The 25,460-nt window shown below is 72.4% G+C and carries 21 protein-coding genes and 1 pseudogene; 8 read left to right on the top strand and 14 right to left on the bottom strand.

All coding sequences use genetic code 11. The features are described from left to right. Position 1: 1 nt before the first annotated feature. Genes kdpB through kdpF form a run of 3 tightly spaced genes read right to left on the bottom strand, consistent with a single transcriptional unit; the run spans position 2 to position 3,836 of the window. Positions 2–2,098 carry a potassium-transporting ATPase subunit KdpB gene (gene kdpB, locus CLV43_RS08555; RefSeq protein ID WP_106186510.1) on the bottom strand — a complete coding sequence of 699 codons (2,097 nt, stop codon included), beginning with the start codon at positions 2,096–2,098 and terminating at the stop codon, positions 2–4. After that, positions 2,095–3,735, bottom strand: a complete 1,641-nt coding sequence (gene kdpA / locus CLV43_RS08560) for a potassium-transporting ATPase subunit KdpA (protein WP_106186511.1) — start codon at positions 3,733–3,735, stop codon at positions 2,095–2,097. The genes kdpB and kdpA overlap by 4 nt, the downstream gene beginning before the upstream one ends. After that, entirely contained in the window at positions 3,735–3,836 is a 102-nt protein-coding gene (gene kdpF / locus CLV43_RS08565) for a K(+)-transporting ATPase subunit F (RefSeq protein WP_106186512.1), read from the bottom strand. The genes kdpA and kdpF overlap by 1 nt, the downstream gene beginning before the upstream one ends. A gap of 269 nt (positions 3,837–4,105) precedes the next feature. Between kdpF and CLV43_RS08570 the strand changes: the two genes are divergently transcribed. Beyond that, positions 4,106–5,296 (top strand): tetratricopeptide repeat protein, encoded by a 1,191-nt coding sequence (locus tag CLV43_RS08570; protein WP_483887665.1) that lies wholly within the window; start codon positions 4,106–4,108, stop codon positions 5,294–5,296. 16 nt (positions 5,297–5,312) lie between these two features. Here CLV43_RS08570 and CLV43_RS08575 read toward each other — a convergent pair whose 3' ends face one another. Beyond that, positions 5,313–6,356, bottom strand: coding sequence for a fatty acid desaturase family protein (locus CLV43_RS08575; RefSeq protein ID WP_170155751.1), 1,044 nt, complete (start codon positions 6,354–6,356; stop codon positions 5,313–5,315). A 285-nt stretch (positions 6,357–6,641) separates the two neighbouring features. After that, positions 6,642–7,169, bottom strand: coding sequence for a DUF305 domain-containing protein (locus tag CLV43_RS08580; RefSeq protein WP_106186514.1), 528 nt, complete (start codon positions 7,167–7,169; stop codon positions 6,642–6,644). A gap of 273 nt (positions 7,170–7,442) precedes the next feature. On the opposite strand from CLV43_RS08580, the gene CLV43_RS08585 reads away from it, so the two are divergent. After that, complete coding sequence (locus CLV43_RS08585) at positions 7,443–8,801, top strand: NAD-dependent succinate-semialdehyde dehydrogenase (RefSeq protein WP_106186515.1); 1,359 nt, start codon at positions 7,443–7,445, stop codon at positions 8,799–8,801. A 45-nt stretch (positions 8,802–8,846) separates the two neighbouring features. On the opposite strand, the gene CLV43_RS08590 is transcribed toward CLV43_RS08585, so the two are convergent. From CLV43_RS08590 to bla, 4 genes and pseudogenes are all read right to left on the bottom strand, one after another. Continuing rightward, positions 8,847–9,707 (bottom strand): NAD-dependent epimerase/dehydratase family protein, encoded by an 861-nt coding sequence (locus tag CLV43_RS08590; RefSeq protein ID WP_106186516.1) that lies wholly within the window; start codon positions 9,705–9,707, stop codon positions 8,847–8,849. An 87-nt stretch (positions 9,708–9,794) separates the two neighbouring features. Next, entirely contained in the window at positions 9,795–10,616 is an 822-nt protein-coding gene (locus CLV43_RS08595) for a LysR family transcriptional regulator (RefSeq protein ID WP_106186517.1), read from the bottom strand. A gap of 724 nt (positions 10,617–11,340) precedes the next feature. Further along, positions 11,341–11,790: pseudogene (locus tag CLV43_RS08600) on the bottom strand (S8 family serine peptidase); the annotation flags it as partial. A gap of 232 nt (positions 11,791–12,022) precedes the next feature. Then, positions 12,023–12,940, bottom strand: a complete 918-nt coding sequence (bla, locus tag CLV43_RS08605; protein WP_106186518.1) for a class A beta-lactamase — start codon at positions 12,938–12,940, stop codon at positions 12,023–12,025. Between the two features lie 126 nt (positions 12,941–13,066). On the opposite strand from bla, the gene CLV43_RS08610 reads away from it, so the two are divergent. Both CLV43_RS08610 and CLV43_RS47665 read left to right on the top strand, forming a co-directional pair. Then, the gene (locus CLV43_RS08610) at positions 13,067–13,573 is read left to right on the top strand and encodes an ATP-binding protein (protein WP_146174693.1); all 507 of its coding nucleotides are present in this window, start codon (positions 13,067–13,069) and stop codon (positions 13,571–13,573) included. A gap of 126 nt (positions 13,574–13,699) precedes the next feature. Beyond that, positions 13,700–15,217, top strand: coding sequence for a serine/threonine protein kinase (locus CLV43_RS47665; protein ID WP_170155753.1), 1,518 nt, complete (start codon positions 13,700–13,702; stop codon positions 15,215–15,217). Positions 15,218–15,223: 6 nt separating this feature from the next. Here CLV43_RS47665 and CLV43_RS08620 read toward each other — a convergent pair whose 3' ends face one another. Continuing rightward, entirely contained in the window at positions 15,224–16,141 is a 918-nt protein-coding gene (locus CLV43_RS08620) for a DMT family transporter (RefSeq protein WP_245886219.1), read from the bottom strand. Beyond that, the gene (locus tag CLV43_RS08625; RefSeq protein WP_106186520.1) at positions 16,138–16,644 is read right to left on the bottom strand and encodes a DUF2127 domain-containing protein; all 507 of its coding nucleotides are present in this window, start codon (positions 16,642–16,644) and stop codon (positions 16,138–16,140) included. Before CLV43_RS08625 ends, CLV43_RS08620 begins: the two co-directional genes overlap by 4 nt. A gap of 136 nt (positions 16,645–16,780) precedes the next feature. Here CLV43_RS08625 and CLV43_RS47670 point away from each other — a divergent pair, with 136 nt between their 5' ends. Continuing rightward, complete coding sequence (locus CLV43_RS47670; RefSeq protein ID WP_170155754.1) at positions 16,781–16,942, top strand: hypothetical protein; 162 nt, start codon at positions 16,781–16,783, stop codon at positions 16,940–16,942. Positions 16,943–16,994: 52 nt separating this feature from the next. Continuing rightward, entirely contained in the window at positions 16,995–18,653 is a 1,659-nt protein-coding gene (locus CLV43_RS08630; protein ID WP_106186521.1) for an NPCBM/NEW2 domain-containing protein, read from the top strand. A 356-nt stretch (positions 18,654–19,009) separates the two neighbouring features. Here the strand turns inward: CLV43_RS08630 and CLV43_RS08635 are convergent, their stop codons facing one another. Genes CLV43_RS08635 through CLV43_RS08645 form a run of 3 tightly spaced genes read right to left on the bottom strand, consistent with a single transcriptional unit; the run spans position 19,010 to position 23,127 of the window. Then, positions 19,010–20,431: a cytochrome P450 gene (locus CLV43_RS08635; RefSeq protein ID WP_106186522.1), complete on the bottom strand. Its 1,422-nt coding sequence runs from the start codon at positions 20,429–20,431 to the stop codon at positions 19,010–19,012. 58 nt (positions 20,432–20,489) lie between these two features. After that, complete coding sequence (locus tag CLV43_RS08640) at positions 20,490–22,265, bottom strand: sugar phosphate isomerase/epimerase and 4-hydroxyphenylpyruvate domain-containing protein (RefSeq protein WP_106186523.1); 1,776 nt, start codon at positions 22,263–22,265, stop codon at positions 20,490–20,492. Continuing rightward, positions 22,255–23,127 carry a shikimate dehydrogenase gene (locus tag CLV43_RS08645; RefSeq protein WP_425445738.1) on the bottom strand — a complete coding sequence of 291 codons (873 nt, stop codon included), beginning with the start codon at positions 23,125–23,127 and terminating at the stop codon, positions 22,255–22,257. The genes CLV43_RS08640 and CLV43_RS08645 overlap by 11 nt, the downstream gene beginning before the upstream one ends. Positions 23,128–23,302: 175 nt before the next feature. Here CLV43_RS08645 and CLV43_RS08650 point away from each other — a divergent pair, with 175 nt between their 5' ends. Then, a complete protein-coding gene (locus tag CLV43_RS08650) occupies positions 23,303–23,965 on the top strand; it encodes a TetR/AcrR family transcriptional regulator (RefSeq protein WP_211304281.1) in 663 nt (220 codons plus the stop codon). Positions 23,966–24,085: 120 nt separating this feature from the next. Further along, positions 24,086–25,429, top strand: coding sequence for an MFS transporter (locus tag CLV43_RS08655; protein ID WP_106186525.1), 1,344 nt, complete (start codon positions 24,086–24,088; stop codon positions 25,427–25,429). The last annotated feature ends 31 nt before the right edge of the window (positions 25,430–25,460 follow it).

A 25,460-nucleotide genomic window follows, 5' to 3' on the forward strand; every position in this document is an offset into this window, starting at 1 on the left:
GCTACCCGATTCCAGGGACGAGACGGACGAGCAGGTCGACCAGCCAGATCCCGGCGAACGGCGTCACGACGCCGCCGAGGCCGTAGACCAGCAGGTTGCGCCGCAGCAGCGCCGAGGCGCTGGAGGGCCGGTACCGGACTCCCCGCAGCGCCAACGGGATCAGCACCACGATGATCAGCGCGTTGAAGATCACCGCCGAGAGGATCGCCGACTGCGGCGTGGCCAGGTGCATGATGTTGAGCTTGTCGAGCTGCGGGTAGATCCCGGCGAACATGGCGGGCAGGATCGCGAAGTACTTCGCGAGGTCGTTGGCCACGCTGAACGTGGTCAGCGCTCCCCTGGTGATCAGCAGCTGCTTGCCGATCTCCACGATCTCGATCAGCTTGGTCGGGTCCGAGTCCAGGTCGACCATGTTGCCCGCCTCCTTGGCGGCGGACGTGCCGGTGTTCATCGCGACGCCGACGTCGGACTGGGCCAGCGCGGGGGCGTCGTTGGTGCCGTCGCCGGTCATCGCGACGAGCTTGCCGCCCTCCTGCTCCTGGCGGATCAGGGCCATCTTGTCCTCGGGCTTGGCCTCGGCGAGGAAGTCGTCCACGCCCGCCTCGTCCGCGATCGCCTTGGCGGTCAACGGGTTGTCGCCCGTCACCATGACGGTCCTGATGCCCATGGCCCGCAGCTCGGCGAACCGCTCCCGCATGCCGGGTTTGACCACATCGGACAGTCGGACCACACCGCGCACGGACGCCACGCCGCCGCGGATCTCGGCGACCACGAGCGGAGTGCCGCCCTGTGCGCTGATCTCGTCGACGACGGGCCCGACCTCGCTGGACACCTCGCCGCCGTTCTCCGCGACCCAGGCCCGCACCGCGCCGGCCGCGCCCTTGCGGACCGACAGGTCGCCGAGGTCGATGCCGCTCATCCGGGTGTTCGCGCTGAACTCCACGAACTCGCCGGTCTTCTCGTGGTCGGTCGGCTCGGCGGACAGGCCGAACCGCTCCGCGCACAGCTCGACGATGCTGCGGCCCTCGGGCGTGCCGTCGGCCAGGCTGGACAGCCGGACCGCGGCGGCGAGCTCCTCCGGTGTCGTGCCGCCGACCGCGACGAGCTCGGTGGCGCGGCGGTTGCCGAAGGTGATCGTGCCGGTCTTGTCCAGCAGCAGCGTGTCGATGTCCCCCGCGGCCTCGACCGCCTTGCCCGAGGTCGCCAGCACGTTGCGCTGCACGAGCCGGTCCATGCCCGCGATGCCGATCGCGGACAGCAGCGCGCCGATCGTGGTCGGGATGAGGCAGACCAGCAGCGCGGTCAGCACGATCACCGACTGGGCGCTGCCCGAGTAGGCGGCCATCGGCTGCAGGGCCACGACGGCGAGCAGGAAGATGATCGTCAACGTGGACAGCAGGATCGTCAACGCGATCTCGTTCGGCGTCTTCTGCCGTTGCGCGCCCTCGACCAGCGCGATCATCCGGTCCACGAACGACTCGCCCGGCTTGGTGGTGACCCGCACGACCACCCGGTCCGACAGCACGGTCGTGCCGCCGGTCACCGCGCACCGGTCGCCGCCGGACTCGCGGATCACCGGGGCGGACTCACCGGTGATCGCCGACTCGTCGACCGTGGCGATGCCCTCGACCACGTCGCCGTCGCCGGGGATCACCTCGCCCGCCTCGACCACGACGAGGTCGCCGATCCGCAGTTCGGTGCCCGCGACGCGCTCCTCGACACCGTCGACGAGCCTGCGGGCGACGGCGTCGGTCTTGGTGCGCCGCAACGACTCCGCCTGCGCCTTGCCCCGCCCCTCGGCGACGGCCTCGGCCAGGTTCGCGAACAGCACCGTGAACCACAGCCACGCCGCGACCCCGATGGAGAACCCGCTGGGGTCCCCGATCGCGAACACCGTGACCAGCACGGACCCGACCCAGACGACGAACATGACCGGGTTGCGGAGCTGGTGGCGCGGGTCGAACTTGCGCAGCGCGTCCGGGAGCGAGGTCAGCAGCTGCCGGGGGCTGAACACTCCCCCGCCGACCTGCCGGGTCGCCGCGGCCGCGGCGGGCGCGTCCTGGGGAGTCCGCTGTGGATGGTGGGTTGTGGTGGTCACAGCAGTGCCTCCGCGATGGGACCGAGTGCGAGAGCGGGGATGAAGGTGAGCGCGGCGACCAGCACGACGCTGCCGCCGAGCAGCGTGGCGAACAGCGGTCCGGTGGTGGGCAGCGTGCCCGCCGACTCCGGGACCTTCCGCTGGGCGGCCAGCGACCCGGCCAGCGCGAGCACGGCCACGATCGGGATGAACCGGCCGAGCAGCATGCAGACGCCGAGCGAGGACTGGAACCAGTCGCTGGTGACGGTGATGCCCGCGAACGCGCTGCCGTTGTTGTTCGACGCCGACGCGTAGGCGTAGAGCACCTCCGACAGCCCGTGCGCGCCGGGGTTGTTCAGCGCCTTGTCGACCTCGCCGGGCAGCACCAGCGCGATGCCCGCGCCGAGCAGCAGCACCGTGGGCATGGCCAGGATCGACACCGCCGCGGCGGTCACCTCGCGCTTGCCGAGCTTCTTGCCCAGGTACTCGGGCGTGCGGCCGACCATGAGCCCGGCCAGGAACATCGCGATGACGGCCATCACCAGGATGCTGTAGAGGCCGGTGCCGACACCGCCGGGCGTCATCTCGCCGAACAGCATGTTCAGCAGGGTCCCTCCGCCGCCGAGGCCGCTGAAGCTGTCGTGCATGGAGTTGACCGCGCCCGTGGACGTGCCGGTGGTCGAGTCGGCGAACAGCGCCGACCCGGCGACGCCGAAGCGGGTCTCCTTGCCCTCCAGCGGGCGCAGGCCGTGGGCCTCGGCCCACCAGATGACCCCGAGCATGCCCGCCCACAGCACGCCCATCACGCTGAGCAGCACGTACCCCTGCCTGCGGTTGCCGACCAGCGTGCCGAACGCGCGGGTGAGCGACACCGGGATGGCCATCAGCAGGAAGATCTCCAGCAGGTTGGTCCACGAGTTGGGGTTCTCGAACGGGTGCGCCGAGTTCGCGTTGAAGATGCCGCCGCCGTTCGTGCCGAGCATCTTGATCGCCTCCTGGCTCGCCGCCGGAGCCAGCGCGATGGTGTGCGAGACCCCGTCGGGGCCGACCACGGTCACCCCGGACCGCAGGCTCATCACCACGCCGAGCGCGAGCAGCGCGACCGCGGACACGAACGCCATGGGCAGCAGGACCCGCAGCGTGCCGCGGACCAGGTCGACCCAGAAGTTGCCCAGCCGGTCGGTCCTGGACCGGATGAACCCGCGCACCAGCGCCATCGCGACCGCGAGGCCCACCGCGGCGGAGACGAAGTTCTGCACGGTCAGGCCGACCATCTGCACGGCGTGCCCCATCACGACCTCGGGCACGTAGGACTGCCAGTTCGTGTTGGACACGAAGCTCGCGGCGTTGTTGAACGCCATCCCCGGCGGCACCGCGCCGCGGCCGAAGTCGAACGGCAGCAGGGGTTGCAGCCGTTGCAGCAGGTAGAGCAGGACGACCGACACGAACGAGAAGCCGAGCACGCCCTGCGCGTAGGTGCCCCAGCGCTGCTCGGCGTCCGGGTCAACCCGGACGAGCCGGTACAGCGCCGTCTCCGCGCGGGTGTGCTCCGGGGTGCTGAACACCCTGGCCAGGTAGTCGCCGAGCGGCCGGTGCACGGCCGCCAGCGCGGCGATCAGCAGGCCGGCCTGCAGCAGGCCGGCGAGAGTGGGTGACATCAGAACTTCTCCGGCCTGATCAGCGCGACGAACAGGTAGACGATCACCAGCAGGGCGAGCACTCCCGCCACGACGTTCGCCACGACCCCGGTGCCGTTCACAACCGCTCCAGACCGCGGAGCGTCAGCGCCATCAGCGCGAACACCCCGACCAGCAGCAAGGCGTAGGCCAGGTCGGCCATCTGCGGTGCTCCTCTCCCCACTGGGGCTCAGGGCCGCCCCGACGGCGGCCGCACACGGAGCGTGCGCCCCCCGATCAGCCGTTCGGGGCTTCCCTGACGCGTCCTTGACACCCGCGCCGAACCCGTTGACGCGTTCCTGACGCGGCGGTGACGGCGACGACACGACCATCACCCGATGTCGCCGGGGCCATGGCCCTCCTCGTGGGCCCCGGACCACCAGGCGCGGCGACACCAGGGGTGATCACCTGCAGTAGTGGGCTCGACAACCCCGTTGCCCGGCAAGGCCGTGGCACGATGAGGGACGCGGGTTCGCCCGGTCCGCGGCGGACAGCAGCTAGATCGGCTTCCGCGCACCGGAGGGGTTTGTCCATGTCGGCGCCCAGCCCTGTCCCCCGTTCACCGGCCACCCGTCCGAGGGTCGGCGTGGCCGATGTCGACGCCGTCGAGAACGCCACCAGGATCCTGCGGACCGTGGACGGCAGACACGGCGGCGGGCACTGCGTCGACACGGTCGTGGGCGCCCTGCCCATGGCCGACGCCCTCCTCCGCGTCCCGGCCTCCGCCGAGGTCGCCACCCGCATGCGCCGGGCCGTCGCCGACCTGCACAACCTGGCGGGCTGGGTGTGCTTCGACACCGGCCTGCACGACGACGCCCTCCGCCAGTTCGGCCGCGCGCTCGAACTGGCGGGCGCGGGCGGCGACGACGCGCTCACCGCCGACGTGCGCTACCGCCTTGGCCGCGTCTACCTGCACCACGGTGCCATCGGCCGCGCCTCCACCGAGTTCCAGCGCGGCACGCGGGCCGCCGCGGCCTGCGGGTCGCCCCACGCCATGGCCATCCTGTGCGCGAACCAGGCCTGGGCCCAGGCCCGCATGGGTGCGCGGGAGGAGACGCAGGCGCTGCTCGCCCAGGCGGCCGACGAGTTCGCCCGCGCCGACCCCGAGGAGGCACCCGGCTGGGCCGCCTTCCTCACCACCACCGACCTGCTCTCCATCACCGGCACCGTCCACACCGAACTCGCGCAGACCGTCGACCCCAGGTTCGCCGACCTCGCCGTGCCGGAGCTCTCCGCGGCGGCGAAGGGCTACGGCCCCGACATGGTCCGCAGCAAGGCCATGTGCCTGATCTCGCTGTCCACGGCGCTGCTCGTGTCCGGCCACCCCGAACACGGCACGGCGGTGGGCCACCAGGCGGTCGACCTCTGCGAACGCCTCGACTCCGTCCGCACCACGGCCAGGCTCCTGCTGCTGGGCAAGGTCGTCTCCCGCCAACGCGGTCGCTCCGACGGCCTCACCGCCCGCATCGACGCCCTGCGCCCGACCGGCGCCCACCGCCGCGACCGCGTCCGCCCGAACACGCGGAGGACGACGACCTCCTGACGCGCCAAGGCGTCGGCTACCCGGCGGCGGGCGGTACCGCCGCGCGGAGCGGCGCCCCGACGGCGTGCAGGTGCCGCAGCACGTACCCGTACGAAGCGACCCACCCGCACTGGGCGTAGTCGATCCCCCGCTCCGCGCAGAACTCCCTGACGATCACCTGCGCGTGCCTCAGGCTCGGTCGGGGCATGCTCGGGAACAGGTGGTGCTCGATCTGGTAGTTCAGCCCTCCCAGGGCGAAGTCCACCACGGGCCCACCGCGCACGTTGCGCGACGTGAGCACCTGCTTGCGCAGGAAGTCCAACGTGTGCCCGGCAACCAGCGTGGGCATCCCCTTGTGGTTCGGGGCGAACGAGCACCCCATGTACAAGCCCCACAACCCCTGGTGCACCAGCACGAACACGATCCCGGTCACCGGGGACAGCACGACGAACACCGCCGTCAGGTAGGCGGCCAGGTGCACCACCAGCGACCCGGCCTCGACCAGCCGCGCCTTCACCGCCCCCTTCCACACCGCGGTGATCCCCGACAGGTGCAGGTCGAACCCCTCCAGCAGCAGCATGGGGAAGAACAGGAACGCCTGGTGCTTCGCCGTCCACCGCAGGAACCCGCGCTTCGCGGCACCCTGGCCCACCGTGAACGCCAACGCCCGGATGTCGACGTCGGGGTCCTCGTCCTCGTGGTTCGGGTTGGCGTGGTGGCGGTTGTGCTTGCCGACCCACCAGCCGTAGCTCATCCCGACCAGACCCGCGTGCGCGTAGCCGACCACGTCGTTGGGCCGCCGGGTGCGGAAGATCTGCTTGTGCCCCGCGTCGTGGCCGATGAACGCGAGCTGGGTGCACATAAACGCGAGGAACGCCGCGGTGAACAGCTGCCACCACGTGTCGCCGACGAGGAAGAACGCGACCCAACCACCGGCGAAGGCGAGCAGGTTGAGGGCGATCCTGACGACGTAGTAGGCGGTGCGGCGGTCGAGCAACCCCGCATCCGCGACGGCTCGGGACAACTCGGCGAAGTCACTGCCCCGTCTCGCGGGCACCGCTTGGCTTTCGAAGGTGGACACCGCAGACTCCTGGGTCGCGCCGGACAGCGCGCCGGGGTCTGGGGCGGCATGGAACCGCGGTCCGCCCGCGGTCTTCCCCCAGGGTGCCACCGGGTCGGGTGGTCGGCAACCTGGGCGTCCACCTTGTCCGGGCTGCTGAGCCGCGACTACCCCTCGGGGCAGCGGCCACCTCCGTCCCCGGCGTGACCTCCTGCCCCGACGAGCGGGTCGGGCCCGGTCCACGACAGCGGAACGGTGGCCGCCGGGATCTGCTCGGCGGCCACCGTCGGGCTGTGCTGTGTCTCGTCAGGCCTTGTCGAGATCGGCGATGAGCCCGTTCTGCACGGTGATCATCTCCTTCGACAGCGCGCGCACACCCTGGTGGGTGCCGCCGGTGCTGACGGCCTCCGCCATCTGCACGCCGTCGCGCAGGTGCCGTCCCATCAGCGCGGCCCACTGCTTGTCGAAGTCGGCGCCGTTGTAGCCGCTGAGCTGGTCGACGTCCTTGGGGGACACCACCATCTCGTGCGCCTGGTGGCCCGAGTCGGCGACCGCCACCTTCCACTCGGACAGCCAACCGTTCATCTTGTCGATCTCGGACGTCCCCTCCGCGGTGATCGCGTCGGCGACCTTGATCACCTCGGGGTTCTTGGACCGGCTGCGCACCAGGCCGCTGATCTGCAGCGTCTGCTTGTGGTGCGGAACCATGTCCCACAGGAAACGGATGTCTGTGTCGTTGGCGCCCGCCTGTGTGGCCGCGGTGCCGCTCGCGATCGAGCAACCTGACACCAGCACGGCGAAACCGACCAACGCAACGAGCAAACGGGCGCGCATGTACAACCTCCTGGGGCTCCTGCACACGACTACGGATGGACCGCCCGGTCGGTTCAGAGAAATACGGACCAATCGGGCGGCACCGCATCACCGCAGGTAGACAGACCGATCCACACCTCACGCCCGTCGAGCACCGACGCGCGCACCCCGGCCGGTCGCACCACCCACTCCGACTGCGCCCAAGTCGGTATCCGCACTAGTGTATACAGTATTCTGTCAACTACACTCAGTGTCCCCGGCACGGTGCCGCAGGGAACGGAGGCCCCCACCCCCATGTACTCAGTCACCGACCCGACCACGGGTGAGCTGCTCGAGGAACTCCCCAACGCCACCGACGAGGAGGTCCGCGACGCCATCGGCCGAGTCCACCGCGGTTACGAGTCCTGGCGCCGCACCCCCCTGACCGAACGGGTCGCGGTCGTCGCGCGAGCCGCGGAGCTGTTCGCCGAACGGGCGGACGAGCTGGCCGCGATCATGACGTCGGAAATGGGCAAGCGGATCAACGAGGGACGCGGCGAGATCGGCATCGTCGTCGACATCTTCGAGTACTACGCCACCAACGGCCCCGCGCTGCTCGCGGACGTGCCGATCAGGAGCAGGAGCGGCGACGCCGTCATCCGCAAGGAGCCGATCGGCGCGCTGCTCGGCGTGATGCCGTGGAACTTCCCCTGCTACCAGGTCGCCCGGTTCGTGGCGCCGAACCTGGTGCTGGGCAACACGATCCTGCTCAAGCACGCCTCGATCTGCCCGCGCTCGGCCGCCGCGATCGAGCGGCTGCTGCACGACGCGGGTGTACCGGAGGACGCCTACGTGAACGTGTTCGCGTCGAGCAGGCAGGTCCCGTGGATGCTCGCGGACCCGCGGCTCCAGGGCGTCTCGCTCACCGGCAGCGAGCAGGCGGGCGTCTCGGTGGCCGCGGAGGCGGGCCGCAACCTCAAGAGGTGCGTGCTGGAGCTGGGCGGGTCCGACCCGCTGATCGTCCTGGACACCCACGACCTGGACGAGACGGTGAAGGCCACCGCGACGGCCCGGATGCGCAACTGCGGGCAGTCGTGCAACGCGCCGAAGCGGATGATCGTGCTGGCCGACCTGTACGACGACTTCGTCGACCGGCTGACCAAGCACGTCTCGGCCCACTACCAGCCCGGCGACCCGGCGGACCCGGCGACGACGCTGCCGCCGCTGGCGTCCGCGACCGCGGCCGACGAGGTCGCCGCCCAGGTCGCGACCGCAGTCCGCCAGGGCGCGACGCTGCGCACCGGCGGCAACCGGATCGGTCCCGGCGCCTACCTGGAGGCCACCGTCCTGACCGACGTGACCCCGGACATGGACGCCTACCACGAGGAGATCTTCGGCCCGGTGGTGCTGGTGTTCCGGGCGGAGACCGAGGAGGAGGCGATCGCGATCGCCAACGACTCGCCGTTCGGGCTGGGCGCCTCGGTGTTCGGCACCGACCCGGTGCGGGGGCGGGCGGTCGCCGACCGGATCGAGGCGGGGATGGTCTACCTGAACCGGGCGGGCGGGTCCGTCGCGGACGTGCCGTTCGGCGGGATCAAGCGCTCCGGGATGGGCCGCGAGCTCGGCGCGCTCGGGATCGAGGAGTTCATGAACAAGAAGTCGATCCGGCTGTGAGCCCCGGTGCCGGGGGTGGTGCGTCCCCCCGGCACCGAACCCCCGTCACAGCGCCGCGTACGACCCGGTGGTGATGTCCTCCAGCAGGCCGGGGCCCTGCGGCCGCCAGCCGACCAGTGCCGTCGCGCGCGAGGAGTCCACGACGAGGGAGCGGGTCAGCTGGTCGGCGAACGCCCCCATCGTCTCCCTGGCCCGCTCCACCGGGACCGACACCGCGGGTGTCCCGGTCGCCTCCCCCACGGCCGTCGCGAGCTCCAGCATCGTCGGGGCGGGGTGGGCGACCGCGTTGAGCACCACGCCCTCCAGCGGTCGGGCGAGCACCAGGGCGTACAGCTCGACGAGGTCGCCCACGTGCACGGCCGACCACGCGTTCGCGCCGTCGCCGACGTACGTGCTGGTGCCGGACTCCCGCGCGCCCGCCAGCATCCCGCCGATCATCGACGACCCGCCGTCGCCGAACACGAGTCCGGGCCTCAGCACGAGACCGCCCTCGGCGAGCACCCGGCGTTCACCGTCCACTTTGAACGGTTGCACGCCGTCCGCCGCCACGGGCGCGTCCTCGGTGGCCCGCCGGTCGCCGGTGTCGCCGTAGACCAGCGTGCTGCTGGTGTAGACGACCCGGCCGTGGCCCAGCAGCGCGTCGAGCGCCTTCTCCTCCAGCGGTCCCATGTCCGGGTCGGTGTAGTCGACGGCGGTGTGCACGACGACGTCCGCGTCGGCCGCCGCCGCGCGCAGCACGGCCAGGTCGGCGAGGTCGCCCCGGACGACGTAGGCGCCCGCCGGGGCGACCCGTGCGGCGGCGGCGTCCGAGCGGGCGAGCGCCGACACCCGGTGGCCGTCGGCGACCAGCCTGGTGAGCAGCGCGCGGCCGACGTAACCGCTGCCGCCGGTGAGGAAGACGTGCATGGTGGGAACTCCTGGTGTGGTCGTGGTTTCGACCTCTTGACCACACCAGCGACTCCGCGCGGGCAGAAGGATCGACTCGGTATCGCGCTATACCCCCGCGGACGCCGAGACCGACTCGACCGCCGTCCGCACGAACGCGGCGACCGCGGCGGACGTGGACCGCTCGGCCCACACGACGTGCACGACGCTGGTGGGCAGGCCGGTCGCGGGCACAGCGACCACGCTCCCGCTGCCGGACAGGGCCGCGCCGATCGTCGTGGACAGCACCGCGACCCCCTTGCCCAGCGCCACGGCGGCGAGCAACCGCGACAGGTCGTCCACGAAGGACACCACCGGCTCGTCCGCGATGTCCTCCGCGCACAGGACCTCGCGCCGCGCCAACGGGTGCCGGGCGGGCAGCAGCACCACGACGGGCTCCTCGCGCAGCGGTTCGCTGTCGAGGCCGGTGGTGTCGAAGCCGTCCCTGAGCAGCGCCAGGTCGAGCGACCCGTCCCGCAGCCGCTGGGCGTGCGAGTCCGACCCGGTGACGACGGCCTCGGCGGGTGCCTCGGGGTGGCGTTCGTTGTGCCGCGCCACGAGGTCGACCAGCAGCGGGGCGTCGCATCCCTTGCACGCCAGGCGGAGCGGCTGCGCGGCCATCGCCCGGCGGGTGAGGGTCAACGCCCGGCGCATCCCCGCCTCGACGTCGTGCACCGATTCCAGCAGCACCCGGCCCGCCGGGGTCAGGTCCACGCTGCGGTACCCGCGCACGAACAGCGGGCCGCCGATCACGTCCTCCAGGTCGCGGATCGCCCGCGACAGCGGCGGCTGCGACATGGACAGCCGCGCGGCGGCCCTGGTGAAGTTGCCCTCCTCGGCCACCGCGACGAAGTACCGCAGGGCGCGCAGGTCGATATCGCTGTCCAGCATCCCGCCACGCTAGGGCGTGTTTCGAAGTCTCGTTCGATGGGAGTCGCGCCTGAGGTGGTTCCTGGCGGTGCGGCCGACTGGTCCGCATACCGCTGTTGTATGCGGGCCAGTCGGCCGTGCCCCCAGGGGCCGCCTCAGGCCCGGCTACCGCGAACACGGACTTCGACACACGCCCTAGCCGCGGCGCGGGCGGCGGTCCGGCCGGATCCGGACGGGTTCGCCGCCGTGGGCCGTCCCCCGACCGGTCCGGCCCACGACGACGCCCCGTCAGCGCGGGGTGTCCCAGTACGCCTTCGGAGATCTGCCCCTCGCGGTTCGGGTCGACCGACTCCATGTGGTCGCCGGTGCCGCGGACCACGCACCGGTACAGCGGCCCGCTCGGCGCCGTTCCCGAGGCCCCGTCGAGGAAGTGGCCCAGCGGGCCGAGCGCGACCTGCGTCGAGCAGGCCAGGCCGAGACCGCCCTCGCGCTGGTACCCCGCGGGAGCGCCCGCCGTCGACGTGAGGTGGTCGTCGCCGCCGAGGTGGCGCACCACGTCCACCGTGCCCGGTGCGGACGGCCCGGAACCCGGGTGCAGCAGGCGGTTCGGCGACCCGGCTCCGGTGTCGGGGATCTTGTCGGCGCTCGCGTCGTCCACCAGCGCGGCCTCCAGCGGGGCGGTCGCGGCCGAGGCCACGGCGCCGAGGCTCATGTTCGCGACGGCGGGTTTCACGGCGTTGCCGGTGACCCGGTCGACGCCGCTGATCGCCTGGGCGAACGTGCCCGATCCCGCGCAGTGCAACACCTTCACCGCGACCAGTCGCACGGACTTGGCCACGCCGTGCTGGGCGCCGCCGACCGTGCTCGCGACGTGCGTGCCGTGTCCGTTGCGGTCGGTGTTGTTGCCCTCGACCGCGTTGTAGCCCCAGGTGGCCCGGCCGCCGAAGGTGCCGTGGGTGGTGCGGATGCCGGTGTCGACGATGTAGGCGTGCACGGTCGCGGCGGTCGTCGGGTAGGTGCAGCTCGCGTCCAGTGGCAGGCCGCGCTGGTCGATCCGGTCCAGGCACCACGACGGCGGGTCGGGCTGGGTGTCGACCGCGTCGATCCGGGCGTCCTGGCCGCGGCGACGGTGCCCTCCGACGCGTTGTCCGCGACGCGGGCCCGTGCACCCGGTCGGCCGACTCCGGTCGCGCACAGCGAGAACGCCGTCCCACCGCTCGGGCCGACCACGAGTCCCCCGCCCCGCGGCGGACGGCCCCTGGCTTGGTCACTTCCACCGGACCGGGTGTCCCCGGCGGCCGCCGGGTCGTTCGGCCAAGCGGGTACCGGGACCCGCGCACCGCCGGTGTACGCCGACGGCGGGAACCCGAAGCGACCGGACGTCCTCACGGCCCAACGCGGCGGCGACGAACGCCGCAGCGGAGCCATCAGGTCAGGGCGGCCGTCACGATCCTGCTCGCCGAGGCGACCGCGGCCCGCACGGCCGTGGACTTCGGGTCGGTCGGCACGGCGTAGACCGCCACGACCCACGGGGCCCGGCCGGGCGGCCACACGACCGCGATGTCGTTGACCTCGCCCGCGGCACCTGAGCCGGTCTTGTCGCCGACCCGCCACCCGGCGGGCAGCCCGGCGCGGATCAGGTCGTCCCCGGTGGTGTTGGCCGTCAGCCAGCCGGTGAGCCGGTCGCGGCCTGCCGGGTCGAGCCCGTCGTCCAGGACGAGCTCGCGCAGGTCCGCGACCATCCGCGCGGGCGTGGAGGTGTCGCGCTCGTCGCCGGGAGCGCCGACGTTGAGGTCGGGCTCGACCCGGTCCAGGCGGGTCACGTCGTCGCCGAGGGTCCGGACGAACGCCGTCACGGCCTGCGGTCCGCCCAGGATCTCCAGCAGCAGGTTGTCGGCGGTGTTGTCGCTGCGGGTGATGGCGGCCTCGCAGAGCGCGGCGACGGTCATGCCGTCGGCGACGTGCTGGGAGGTGACCGGGGCGTAGGACAGCAGTTCCGACTCGTCGTAGCGGACCAGCCGGTCCAGGTCCACGCCGGTGCGCAGGACCGCCGCGGCGACCAGCGCCTTGTGCGTGGAGCACATCAGGAACCGCTCGTCGGCCCGGTGCGCCACCGTCGTCCCGGTGCCGGTGTCCACCGCGTGCACCCCGATCCGGCCGCCGAGCCCGGCCTCCAGCGCGGTGAGGTCCGCCGTGGCGGTGGCCTGGCGCGCCGACGTCGATGCGGCAGCACCCGACGAGCCGGGGGCGGTCGGCTCCGGACTCGCGGCGCACCCCGCGAGCACGGTGCCCAGACCGCCGAGCACCAACGTCCGTCGGGTGATCAGGTGGCCGTTGCGCGGCATGGGTCCCCTTGTCGTGTCGACTGCGCTGCCCACCCACGTTCGCACGAGGACGAACCGGTCGTGCTCGTCGGGGGCGGATGTCGGGTGATTCCGATCCGTTCGGCCGGTTCGCCCGAACACCGGGTGATGAACCCCTTCGAGCCGATGCCGTCGGGCGGACCGCCGCTGCTCAGCGGTCCGCTGCACGAGGCCGTCGCGCTGCTGGTCACCGAGGCGCAGGACGCGCTGGCGCTGGTCGTGCTGCCCTGGGAGTGCGACCTCGGCCCGCGCCCGGACCTGCGGTCGGCGCGGGCCGGTGTGCGGCGGCACCTCGGCGCCGCCCTGCACCCCGACTCGCTGGCCGACGTCCTGCTGGTGATGGGCGAGCTGGTCGCGAACGCCTACCAGCACACGGCGTCCCCGCGCAGGCTGCGGGTGGGCCGCGAGGGGTGCGGTGTGCGGGTGGAGGTCACCGACGGCGACCGCGACGCCGTACCGGTGGTGCGCCCGCACTCGTCCGACCTGCGGCGGGGCCGCGGTCTGCTGCTCGTGCGGGAGCTGTCCCTGTCCTGGGGTGTCCGTCCCGCTGTGGACGGTGGGCCCGGCAAGACCGTGTGGTCCGTGCTGCAGGCGCATCCGGGCGCCGCGCACTGACTTCCCGTGGGGACGACGCGTTGTCGCCGTCTCAACAGGACCGCACCACCTGGTCCGGGGCATTCGGGTGCGACTCCACTAGCATCGCTGCACCGTCACCCGCAAGCAGGTACCCAGGAGTCCTCAGTGGCACAGCAGGACCGGTGGATAGCCGGGCGCTACGCGTTGCAGGAGCAGCTCGGCGCCGGTGCCATGGGGCGCGTCTGGCGAGCGGTCGACCAGAAGCTGGAACGCGTGGTCGCGGTGAAGGAGCTGCTGCTGCCGTCCCACCTGGACGACAAGCAGGCCGAGGACGCCCGGCGACGGGCCCGGCGCGAGGCGCGGATCGCCGCGCGGCTGCACCACCCCAACGCGATCACCGTCCACGACGTCGTCGAGCACGACGGCCAGCCGTGGCTGATCATGGAGTACCTGCCGTCCAAAAGCCTGTCCGCGGTGATCGCGGAGAGCGGGCCGCTGACCGTGGCCAACGTGGTGCGCATCGGCTCCCAGCTGGCCACCGCGCTGACCTCCGCGCACCGGGCGTCGGTGCTGCACCGCGACATCAAGCCCGGCAACGTGCTCCTGGGCGACGACGGCACGGTGAAGATCACCGACTTCGGCATCTCCCGCGCGCTGGACGACGTCAACGCCACGGCCACCGGCCGGTACGCGGGCACCCCGGCGTACTTCGCCCCGGAGGTCGCCAGGGGCGCCGAGGGCAGCTACCCGTCGGACGTGTTCTCGCTCGGCGCCACGCTCTACAGCGCGGTCGAGGGCATGCCGCCGTTCGGCCTGACCGACAACCCGATCGCCCAGATGTACCGCGCCGCCGCCGGGACGGTGCGACCGCCGGAACGGGCGGGCGTGCTCACCCCGCTGCTCGCCAGGATGCTGGCGCTCGACCCGGCGGTCAGACCCACGATGGCCGAGTGCGCCGAGCAGCTCACCCAGCTGGACCGGCACGCCTCCCCCGCCCCCACCATGATGGTGGGCCTCGGTGACCTGCTGACCTCGCAGGTCTCCCTGCCGCCGTCCGCGCCGGAGGCGGGCAGGCGTCGACGGCGGTGGACGGTCGCGACCGTCGCCGCGGCGCTGGCCGTGCTGGTGGTGATCGGCGGCGGCACGTTCCTCTACCTCGACCACCAGAAGTCCTCCGCGGTCGCGGCGGGCCCCTCGACCAGCGGCAGCCCGGCCAAGACCTCCGACGCCGCCAAGACCACGACGTCCGCGCCGAAGACCACCACCGGTCAGCCGTCCCCGCCCGCACTGCCCGCCTCGGGCAGGCCGCTCGTCTCCCAGGCGTCGAACCTGTGCCTGGACGTGCCGAACAAGGCGACCGACAACGGCACGGGGATCACCGTCTTCGACTGCAACGGCGGGGAGAACCAGCGGTTCGACTTCACCGCCGCGGGCGAGATCAGGGTGTACGTCACCAAGTGCCTGCAGCCCAAGGAGGCGGGCACCCAGGCGGGGACGCCCCTGGAGATCTTCGACTGCAACGGCGGGGCGGCCCAGAAGTGGACGCTCCGGGCGAACGGCGTCATCGCGGGCACGCAGTCCGGGCTGTGCTTCGACGTCTTCAACGCGGACACGGCCTTCGGGACGCCGATCATCATCTGGACCTGCGCGGGGGCCGCCAACCAGCTGTGGCGCCAGGGCTGAGCACGCTCACCGCGGTGCGGCGTGGGGCCGCGGCACGTCCACGGCCGACCGGCTCAGCGCCACGGTCGCGAGCACCATGGCGGTGACGAGCACGCCGATCAGCAGCCACTGGGCACCGTGCACCCGCAGGTGCTCGTCCAGCACGGCCACCCCGAGGACGACGGCCACCACGGGCTCGCCCACGGTCACGATCGGCAGCGACGCCGCGAGGTCGCCGGCCTGGAAGGCGTTCTGCTGCAACAGGGTCCCGCCCACCGCGGCGATCACCAGGCCGTAGGTCTCCCAGTGGGTGACCAGGGCGACCGGCCCGTGGCCGAGCAGGTCGACCACGCCCTTGGTCAGCGCGGCGGTGAAGCCGTAGGCGACCGCGGTGGCCACCGCCATCAGCGCGGCCCTGGCCCCGCGGTGGCGGGAAGCACCGACCAGGCAGCACACCAGCACGACACCGACCACCACCCCGGCGGGCAGCCAGTGCGCAGGCGAGGCGCGGTCGCGGCCCGCCGTCGGCTCGCCCACGACCACGAACACCGCCAGCGCCACGACCAGCAGCACCGCCCACCACCAGTCGGCGCGGCGCAGCCGCCGTCCCGCCCACCGCGCCCCCAGCGGCAGCGCGACCAGCAGCGTGGTGACCAGCAGCGGCTGCACGAGCAGCAGCGAGCCGAACCCGAGCGCGGCGGCCTGGGCGGCGTAGGCGCCGACGTCGCTGAGCGTCCCGACCCACCACGACGGGTGGCGGACCAGCGCCCGGATCAGCCGCAGGCCGCCGAGGTCGTCGTCCGGCACCGTGCTCGCGGCCCGCTGCTGGGCGACCGAGGCGACCGCGAACAGCACCGCGGCCAGCAGGGCCAACACCATCGCGAGCCCGGCGGCCCCGTGGTGGCGGCCGAACCGGGCGACGACGTCCCAGTGGTCGGCGGTCACCGGCGCGGCTTGGCGGACCGGTACTCGCGCACCACCACCACGATTACCGCGATGTCGAGCGCGGCCAGGAACGGCAGCACCAGCGAGCCCGTGCGCACCGCCCGGTACAGCTCGTAGACCACGAACAGCCCCAGCACCACCACGGCGATCGGGTAGGCGGGCAGCCACTTGCGCAGCAGCGCAGCGACGAGCCCGAGCTTCACGATCCCGTGCAGGGCGAGGTAGACGACCGCGAACGTCGGCCGCCCCGAGGTGAACTCGTCGGCCGCGGTCGACAGGTGCCGGGCCAGCGTCCCGTCGGGCGGGCCGAGCAGGTCGTGGGCGAGGATGTCGGCGACCAGCCGGTGCACGGCGGCACCGGGCACCAGGAGCAGGAACACCGCCCCCAACAGCTCGGCGGCGCCGTCGACGCCCTTGACGAGCATCGCCGTCCGGAACAGCGCCTCGGTGCGGCGCGAACCACCGGTGGGCGCTCCGACCGGCTCTCCCGCCGCTGTCCCCATGACCGCACCCGCACCTTCCCGCGTCGCACCCGCCAAGTGGCAGGCTACGACCCGATGCCGATCATCGCTCGGCACGCGGTCGCCTCACGCCGGGCCACCTGGCTGACCTCGACGTCGGCCGGCCCGTGCGTGCGAGGTGGTCGACACCACCGGCCCGGTGGACCTGGCGCGTTTCCGGTTCGCCTGCCCGCCGGTTCCGTTCACCACCAAGAGCCCCAACGGCACCGCGATCGGAAACCGGCGGCGGAAAACCATCCGGATGACCCTTGACCGGGTGATCGATGTTGAGGTCCGATGATTCTCCGCCGTCTTCTGATTGTTGTTGTTCGATCCCGAAGGATTGGGGCTGCATGAACCACGCAACGAAGCGTCGTACAGCGCTCGGCTCGGCCGTACTCGCCCTGCTCACCACGATGACCTGGTCCGTCGCGACAGCCCCTCCCGCGGCGGCACTGGACAACGGCCTCGCGCAGACACCCGCGATGGGCTTCAACAACTGGAACTCCACCCACTGCCGCGCCGAGTTCAACGACCAGATGGTGCGCGGCATCGCCGACATCTTCGTGTCCCGCGGCCTGAAGGACGCCGGGTACAGCTACGTCAACATCGACGACTGCTGGGCCGAGTCGAGCCGGGACTCGAGCGGCAACCTGGTGCCGAACCGGACCAGGTTCCCCAACGGGATCAAAGCGGTCGCGGACTACGTGCACGGCAAGGGGCTGAAGTTCGGGCTGTACACCAGCGCGGGCACGGCGACGTGCGACTCGCAGGGGTTCCCCGGCGGCATCGGGCACGAGCAGCAGGACGCGAACCTGTTCGCCTCCTGGGGCGTGGACTACCTGAAGTACGACAACTGCGGCGACCACCTCGGGCAGAGCGCGCAGCAGCGGTACACGGCCATGCGCGACGCCCTGCGCAACACCGGCAGGCCCATCCTGTTCTCGATCTGCGAGTGGGGGCAGAACGCGCCGTGGGACTGGGCGCAGACCGTGGGCAACAGCTGGCGCACCACGGGTGACATCGAGGACAACTACGGCAGCATGCTCGGCATCTTCAAGTCCAACGCGGCTCGGTCGACGGACTCCCAGCGCGGGGCGTGGAACGACCCGGACATGCTGGAGGTCGGCAACGGCGGCATGACCGACACCGAGTACCGCAGCCACTTCACCCTGTGGTCGATGATGAACGCGCCGCTGCTGATCGGCTCCGACCTGCGCACCGCCAGCGCGGCGACGTACTCGATCCTCACCAACCGCGACGTGATCGCCCTGGACCAGGACTCCCTCGGCGTGCAGGCCGCGGAGATCAGCAACGCCAACGGGTTGCACGTGCTGGTGAAGCCGCTGGACAACGGCGACGCGGCGGTGGCGCTGTTCAACGAGACCGGCTCGACGGCGACCATCGGCACGACCACCACCGCGGCCGGGCTCGGCAACGCCACGTCCTACCGGCTGACGGACCTCTGGTCCAAGGCGGTCACCACGACGTCCGGCTCGATCAGCGCGTCGGTCCCGGCGCACGCCACCGTGGTCTACCGGGTCGCCAGGACCGGCACGTTCACTGCTCCCCCAGCGGGCACCACGCAGGTGTCGGCGCTCAAGGCGAGCATGGCCTCGGGCGCGTGGGGGCCGGTGGAGATCGACCGCAGCAACGGCGAGGCGGCGGGTGGTGACGGCCGCACGCTCACGATCGGCGGCACGACCTACGCGCGCGGCATCGGCACGCACGCCCGCAGCGAGGTGCGCTACTACCTCGCGGGCAGGTGCACGAGCTTCCAGGCGTGGGTCGGCGTCGACGACGAGGTCGGCGACAGCGGCAGCGCGTCGATGGAGGTGTGGGCGAGCAGCGGCCAGCTCGCCGCCACGACCGTGCGCGGGACGGACGGGCCCAAGCGGATCTCGGTCAACGTGACCGGCCAGGAGTACGTGAAGCTGGCCGCGCTGCCCACGACGGACGGCGCCAGGTACGACCACGTGGACTGGGCCGACGCCACGGTCACCTGCGGCTGATCCCGAGCCTGCTCGGCAGGGCGGTCGTCCGACAGGGCGGCCGCCCTTTGCCGAACCGGCAAGCTTCCGTGCCAAAACCGGGTCGACTGCCGCACGATGGTCCCGGAGGTGATGACCATGGCACCGGAACCGCCCGTGACCACGACGGACGTCCCGTTCTCCGCCTCGATCGAGGCCCGCGTGTGCGAGATCGTGCTCGGCGACCGACGGCACGGCCTGCGCCCGGACTGACGGACGCGCCACCGCGCACCGCCTGGTGGTGCGCGGTGGCGCGTTCGGAAGCTCTTGCCCGACAACGCGAACACCGCGCGCGGCGGCCCTAGACCTGGGCCGCCGCGCAGGTCTCGTGCCGCGGGCTAGCGACGCGCGGACAACCGGACCCGCAGGTTCACCGGGAAGGCGGTGAACGACGCCCGCTCCCCCACCGGCCCCGCGGAGTGGTCGGGCTCGAGGTCGAAGCCCCGGCAGGCGGTGGCGACGACGATGGTCGCCTCCACGACGGCGAGGTTGCGGCCGGGGCAGAACCGCGGGCCGCCCCCGAACGGCGCGAACGGCAAGGACTCCGGCGGCAGCGCGCCCTCCAGCCACCGCTCGGGGCGGAACGCCTCCGGGTCGGGGAAGCGGACGGTGTCCCGCCGGGCCCCGTAGGCGTGCAGCGAGAAGATCGGGGTGCCCTTCTCGACGAGCAGCGGACCCTGCTCCGTCTCGAAGGTCACGTCGTGCAGCGGCTGGGTGGCGATGTAGGGGGCGACCGGTCGCAGCCGCTGCGCCTCGGTGACGACCGCCTCGGCGTACTTCATCCTGCCGACGGCGGCGGGATCGGGTGGGAAGGCGTGCTCCCCCAGCACCTCGTCGGCCTCGGCGCGGACCCGGCGCTGCGCCTCCGGGTGCCCGGCCAGGTAGTGCACCGCCCAGGCCGCGGTCGACGACGTGGTGTCCTCGCCCGCGAGGAGCATCGTCAGCACGTTGCCGAAGACCTCGTCGTGGGTGATCGGCGACTCGCCCTCCAGCGGCGCGACCAGGGCCTCCAGGAAGTTCGCGGGCTCGCCGCCGCCCTCCATCCTGCGGGCGGCCTCGGCGAACCTGTCCCGGACGAGCGCGTCGATCTCGCGGACCGTGGCGTCGAGCCTGCGGTCGCGCGGCAGCCTGACCCGCCGCCTGTACGGCACGGGCGCGTTGATCCGGCGGCCGATCTCGGGGAACAGCAGCGGCAGCCTGCGGTGCAGCCCGTCGCCGGTCTGCTCCAGCGAGTTGAGGTCGTGCCCCATCGCCAGACCCGAGGTCACGTCGAGGGTGTAGCGCATCAGGTCGTCCAGGACGTCGACCGCGCGCCCGGACTCGGCGGCCGCGTCCCACCGCCGCTTGAGCCGGTCGGTCACCAGCGTGATGGTGGAGAAGTACTGCCGCAGGTACGCCATGTTCAGCGCCTGCGTCGCCATCTTGCGCAGCCTGCGCCACTCGTCGCCCTCGGCGGTGAACACGCCGTGCCCGCCGAGCTCGTCGATCACCCCGGACACGTGCGCGCTGCGCTGGAAGTCGTCCGGCCGCTGCCGGTGGATGCGGGCGATGACCGCCGGGTCGGCGGTCACCACCGCGGGCGTGCGGCCCATGCTCATCCGGAAGGTGGGCCCGAAGCGGTCGCACCACTCCTCCAGCGTCCGGTGCGGCCTGCCACCCCGGACGAGCGCGGGCAGGTTGCCCACCACGGGCAGGCCCCGCGGTCCGGACAGGTCTTCCACCGTTCGTGCCACGGCGCCGCTGGTCACCACTTCGGCCATCGCCCGAACGTACCAGCGGCTCGGCGGCGGAACGCGGCGAAGGACCGCCACCCTGCGGCTACCGCCCGGCCAGCCGCCGACCCCGGTGCGCGGCCATCGTGACGGGCGCGTTGACGGCGCCGTAGCCCGCGTACCCGCCGACCCGCTGCACCACCTCGAAGAACACCCGGTCGCCGAGCACCTCGGTGAAGAAGTGCAGGAACTCGCCGTGCTCGTCGCGGTCGTAGAGCACCGACAGCTCCCGCAGGTCGGCGAGCAGCTCCGGGGGTAGGGCGAGGCGGGCGTCGAGGTCGTCGTAGTAGTTGGCCGGGATGTCCAGCAGGGGCGCGCCCAGCTCGCGCATCCGCCTGGCGCTGGCCAGGGCGTCCGCGCTGCGGAAGGCGACGTGCTGCGGCTCGCGCACGTCCGGCCCCCAGGTCCCGCGCCGCACGAGCGCCGAGTCCAGTGCGATCCGGACGTGCCGCGCGCGGTCCACGACCGGGCGGCTGCGCACCAGGCCGAACGGCGCGGCGAACTCCGCGACGTCGTCGGGTTCGAGCCCCAGCACGGCGCGGTAGAACAGGGCCGCCTGGTCGAAGCGGTCGAACGGCTCGGTGAGGCCGACGTGGTCGGTGTCCAGGAGCCCGGCTCCGGAGTCCTCGCCCACCTCCTCGGCGGTGAAGTCGGCGAGCCAGCCGAGGTCGTCGCGGCAGAAGATCACCGAGGTGCCGTCCGGCGCGGCGACCGCGGCCGACCCGACCGGCGCGGCGAGGAACGCCTCCGCGCGCTCGGCGGATCCGGCGGGGTCCGCGCCCGCCACGGCGACCGCGCTGACCGCCACCCTGCCGCCGCCGGAGGGGTCGCGGTGGTTCAGCACGATCCGCGCCTCGCCCTGCCGCCACAGCCGCACTGGCTTGGTCCGGTGCCGACCGGAGGGCGCGAACCCCAGCCCGGTGAGCGCGGCCTCCACCCGCGGCGCCGTGACGTCGTCCACGTCGAGCTCGGTGAAAGCGTGGCCCGCCAACGGGAGCGCGGTGTCCGGCGCCTCCTGGAGCAGCAGCAGCGACCGCATCGCGTCGACCGCCGCCGCGCGCGGCTCGGACTGCCGGAAGACGTCGTTGAACACCTCCAGCGACAACGGGCCCGAGTAGCCGGTGGCGAGCACGTGGCCGACGAAACCCCTGAGGTCGAACGCGCCCTGGCCGGGGAACAGCCGGTGGTGGCGGCTCCACTGGAGCACGTCCATCCGCAGCCTCGGCGCGTCGGCCAGCTGCAGGAAGAACACCTTCTCGCCAGGGATCGTCCGGATCGCGACCGGGTCGACGTCCCTGGACAGCACGTGGAAGCTGTCCAGGCACACGCCGAGCGCGGGGTGGTCGGCGGCGCGCACGATCCGCCACGACCGGTCGTAGGTGTTGACGAACCGGCCCCACGCCAGGGCTTCGTAGGCCACCCGGATGCCGTGTTCGGCGGCCCGTGCGGCCAGCGCGTGCAGCTGCTCGGCGGCCAGCTCGTCGTCGTCCACGGTGTCCGGCGACACCGAGGAGCAGACCAGGACGGTGTCGGCCCCGAGGCGGCGCATCACGTCGAACTTCAGCTCGGCCCGCCTCAGGTTGCGCGCGAGCACGTCCGGCGGCACCGCCTCGAAGTCGCGGAACGGCTGGTAGAGGTCGATCGTCAGGCCGAGGTCCGCGCACGCCCCGCGCACCCGCTCCGGTGACCACGGCGAGGCGACCAGGTCGTTCTCGAAGAGCTCCACGCCGTCGAACCCGGCGGCCGCGGCGGCGGCGAGCTTGTCCTCCAGCGTGCCGGACAGGCACACGGTCGCGATCCCGAGGCGGCGGTCAGCGGACATCGGACTCCTGCCCCGGATCCCTCGCGAGGACGTCGAAGTGGCGCAGCATCCGGCCGGTGTCGGGCTCGGTGCCGGTGAACAGGCGGAACGCCTCGGCGGCCTGGAACACGGCCATCCGGCCGCCGTCGAGCACCCGGCAGCCCGCGGCCGCCGCGGTGGTGACCAGCTCGGTGTCGAGCGGCCGGTAGACGACGTCGGCGACCCAGAGGTCGGGCCGCAGCAGGTCCGCGGGCAGCGGGAGGCCGGGGTGCGCGGCCATCCCGGTCGGGGTGGCGTGCACGAGGCCGTCGGCGGCGTGCACCGCCCGCGCGAGCTGGTCGTCCCCGTGCCCGGCGGTGGCGCGACCGCCGCCGAACCGGGCGGCCAGCGACGCCTCCAGGTCCTCGCCGCGGTGCCGGTCCAGGTCGAAGATCCGCACGGTCCCGGCGCCCTGGGTGAGCAGCCCGTGCGCGACCGCCGCGCCGGCACCACCGGCGCCCAGCAGGACGACCGAGTCCAGGCGCACGCCCGGCATCCCCTCGGCGAGGCCGCGGGTGAACCCGGACCAGTCGGTGTTGTGGCCGACGGCCCTGCCGTCGGTGAACACCACGGTGTTGACCGCCCCGAGCGCCTCGGCGTCCGCGGACAGCCCGTCCAGGTGCGCCAGCACCTCCTGCTTGCACGGGTGGGTGATGTTCAGGCCGCGGTACCCGGCGTCGCGCGTGACGGCCACGACGTCGCCGACGGCCTCGGGCGGCAGGCCCCACTCGTCGAGGTCGATCCGGCGGTACCGGTAGGGCAGGCCCGCGCGTTCGGCCTCGCGCTCGTGCAGCGCCGGGCTCAGCGACGGTCCGATGCCCGACCCGACCAGCGCGACCAGCAGTGCGCCGCGCGACCGGCCCGCGTGCTCGCGGACCGCGTCGGGGAACGGGGTGTGGGCCACGGATCGCCTCCCGACCTAATGTACGAACTGGTGAGTTAGTTGTACCCCACGACGGGCGACCTGCGGAAGGGGCCGCCTAGAGTGGGGTCACCACCCGCGGTGAGGAAGGAAGTCCGTGACCGCACTGCCGTCCGAGGAGGCGTCGACCGCCTCAGTCGACCGCTCGCGGGACGCCGAGCGCACCAGGGCCGAGATCCTCGCCGTGTCCGCGCGGGAGTTCGCCGACAAGGGTTACGACGGCGCGCGGGTGGACGAGATCGCCGCGAAGACTCGCACGACCAAGCGGATGATCTACTACTACTTCGGCGGCAAGGAGCAGCTGTTCGTCGAGGTCCTCGAACGGGCCTACGCGGTCATCCGGGCCATCGAGCGGGAGCTCGACGTCGAGCACCTGGACCCGATCGACGCGCTGCGCCAGCTCGCCGAGCTCACCTTCGACCACCACGAGTCGCACCCGGACTTCGTGCGGCTGGTCAGCATCGAGAACATCCACCGCGCCGAGCACATCGCGCGGTCGACCGAGCTGGCCGGGCTGGCCAACCCCGCGCTGGACGTGCTCACCCGCATCCTCGACCGGGGCCGCGCGGCCGGGTACTTCCGCGACGACGTCGACGCGCTGGACGTGCACATGGCGATCAGCTCGTTCTGCGTGTTCCGCATCGCCAACCGGCACACGTTCCACGCGATCTTCGGCCGGGACATGCTGGACCCCGCCCGCCGCGAGCACCACCGGCGGATGGTCGGCGACCTGCTCGTGAGCTACCTGACCACCCGCTGAGCCCTTGACACGACCGTGTCGAGTCCTCACCATCTGCGCTATTAACTATCTAGTACGTACGTAGCCGGTCATCACCCGAATCCCTGTTCATGCAACGGAGCACCAGCAGAGGAGCCCTTCGTGACCGCTCACACCGCCGGTCCCCCGCCCCCGACCGGCAAACCGCGCAAGGCGGCCGTCGCCGCGTGGATCGGGAGCGCGCTGGAGTACTACGACTTCTTCATCTACGGCACCGCCGCGGCCCTCGTCTTCGGCAAGATCTTCTTCCCGTCGTCGAACCCGGCCACGGGCACGCTGCTGGCGCTGGCGACGTTCGGCGTCGGCTACCTCGCCCGCCCGGTCGGCGCGGTGTTCCTCGGGCACGTCGGCGACCGGTTCGGCCGCAAGCGCGTGCTGGTGTCCACGTTGCTGCTCATGGGTTTCTCGACGTTCCTGATCGGCTGCCTGCCGACCTACGACGGCATCGGCGTCACCGCGCCGGTCCTGCTGGTCGCGACCCGGTTGCTGCAAGGGCTCTCCGCCGCGGGTGAGCAGGCGGGCGCGAACTCGATGAGCCTGGAGCACGCCCCCGACGACCGGCGCGCGTACTACACGAGCTTCACCCTCAGCGGCACCCAGGCCGGTCAGATCCTGGCCACGGCGGTGTTCCTGCCGATCGCCGCGCTCCCCCAGGACCAACTGCTGTCGTGGGGGTGGCGGATCCCCTTCTGGGCCAGCGCGATCGTCGTCGTGGTCGGGTTCGTGATCCGCCGCAAGCTCGACGAGACACCGGTCTTCGAGCACGAGGTCGCCGGGCAAGGACCTGCCAAGCTGCCGGTCACCATCCTGTTCCGCGACCACTGGGCCGACGTCCTGCGGGTGGTCGCGGCCGCCGTGATCGCCTCCGTCAGCACGATCTTCACCGTCTACGCGCTGTCCTACGCGGTCAACTCCGCCGGGCTGGCCAGGACCCCGATGCTGTGGGTCGGCGTGCTCGCCAACGTCGTCGCGCTGGGCGCCATCCCGCTCTGGGCGCGGCTGGCCGACCGCGTCGGCCGCAAGCCGGTGTTCATCGGCGGATCGCTGGGCTGCGCCGTCCTGATCTTCGCCTACCTGGGCGCCATCTCCTCGGCCGACTACACGCTCGTCTTCGTCGTCGGCATTCTGCTGTTCGGCGTCGTCTACAGCGCCACCAACGCCGTCTGGCCGTCGTTCTACGGCGAGATGTTCACCGCGAGGGTCCGCCTGTCCGGGATGGCCATCGGCACCCAGATCGGTTTCGCCGTCGCGGGTTTCACCCCGACCATCTCCGCCGCCATCGCGGGTGACAAGAGCGCCAACTGGGTCGGTGTCGCCGTCTTCACCGCGGTGCTCTGCCTGGTCAACGTCATCGCCGTGGCCACCGGCCGCGAGACCTTCCGCACCCCCACCGCGGACCTCGGCCTCAAGACCCGCAAGTCCGACCACGCGGGGGCGTCCGCCTGACGACGCGGTCGCGCGTGGCGGCCGGACACCG

The sequence above is a fragment of the Umezawaea tangerina genome, from assembly GCF_003002815.1.
Taxonomy (GTDB): Bacteria; Actinomycetota; Actinomycetes; order Mycobacteriales; family Pseudonocardiaceae; genus Umezawaea; species Umezawaea tangerina.

Excerpts from the sequence above, each read along its gene's own strand:
- CLV43_RS08625 (WP_106186520.1), bottom strand. The coding sequence starts at position 16,644 with ATGGGGACAGCGGCGGGAGAGCCGGTCGGAGCGCCCACCGGTGGTTCG.
- kdpA (WP_106186511.1), bottom strand. The coding sequence starts at position 3,735 with ATGTCACCCACTCTCGCCGGCCTGCTGCAGGCCGGCCTGCTGATCGCC.
- CLV43_RS08635 (WP_106186522.1), bottom strand. The coding sequence starts at position 20,431 with ATGGCCGAAGTGGTGACCAGCGGCGCCGTGGCACGAACGGTGGAAGAC.
- CLV43_RS08580 (WP_106186514.1), bottom strand. The coding sequence starts at position 7,169 with ATGCGCGCCCGTTTGCTCGTTGCGTTGGTCGGTTTCGCCGTGCTGGTG.
- CLV43_RS08630 (WP_106186521.1), top strand. The coding sequence starts at position 16,995 with ATGAACCACGCAACGAAGCGTCGTACAGCGCTCGGCTCGGCCGTACTC.
- CLV43_RS08585 (WP_106186515.1), top strand. The coding sequence starts at position 7,443 with ATGTACTCAGTCACCGACCCGACCACGGGTGAGCTGCTCGAGGAACTC.
- bla (WP_106186518.1), bottom strand. The coding sequence starts at position 12,940 with ATGCCGCGCAACGGCCACCTGATCACCCGACGGACGTTGGTGCTCGGC.
- CLV43_RS08595 (WP_106186517.1), bottom strand. The coding sequence starts at position 10,616 with ATGCTGGACAGCGATATCGACCTGCGCGCCCTGCGGTACTTCGTCGCG.
- CLV43_RS08640 (WP_106186523.1), bottom strand. The coding sequence starts at position 22,265 with ATGTCCGCTGACCGCCGCCTCGGGATCGCGACCGTGTGCCTGTCCGGC.
- CLV43_RS08590 (WP_106186516.1), bottom strand. The coding sequence starts at position 9,707 with ATGCACGTCTTCCTCACCGGCGGCAGCGGTTACGTCGGCCGCGCGCTG.
- CLV43_RS08570 (WP_483887665.1), top strand. The coding sequence starts at position 4,106 with ATGGCCCTCCTCGTGGGCCCCGGACCACCAGGCGCGGCGACACCAGGG.
- CLV43_RS08610 (WP_146174693.1), top strand. The coding sequence starts at position 13,067 with ATGAACCCCTTCGAGCCGATGCCGTCGGGCGGACCGCCGCTGCTCAGC.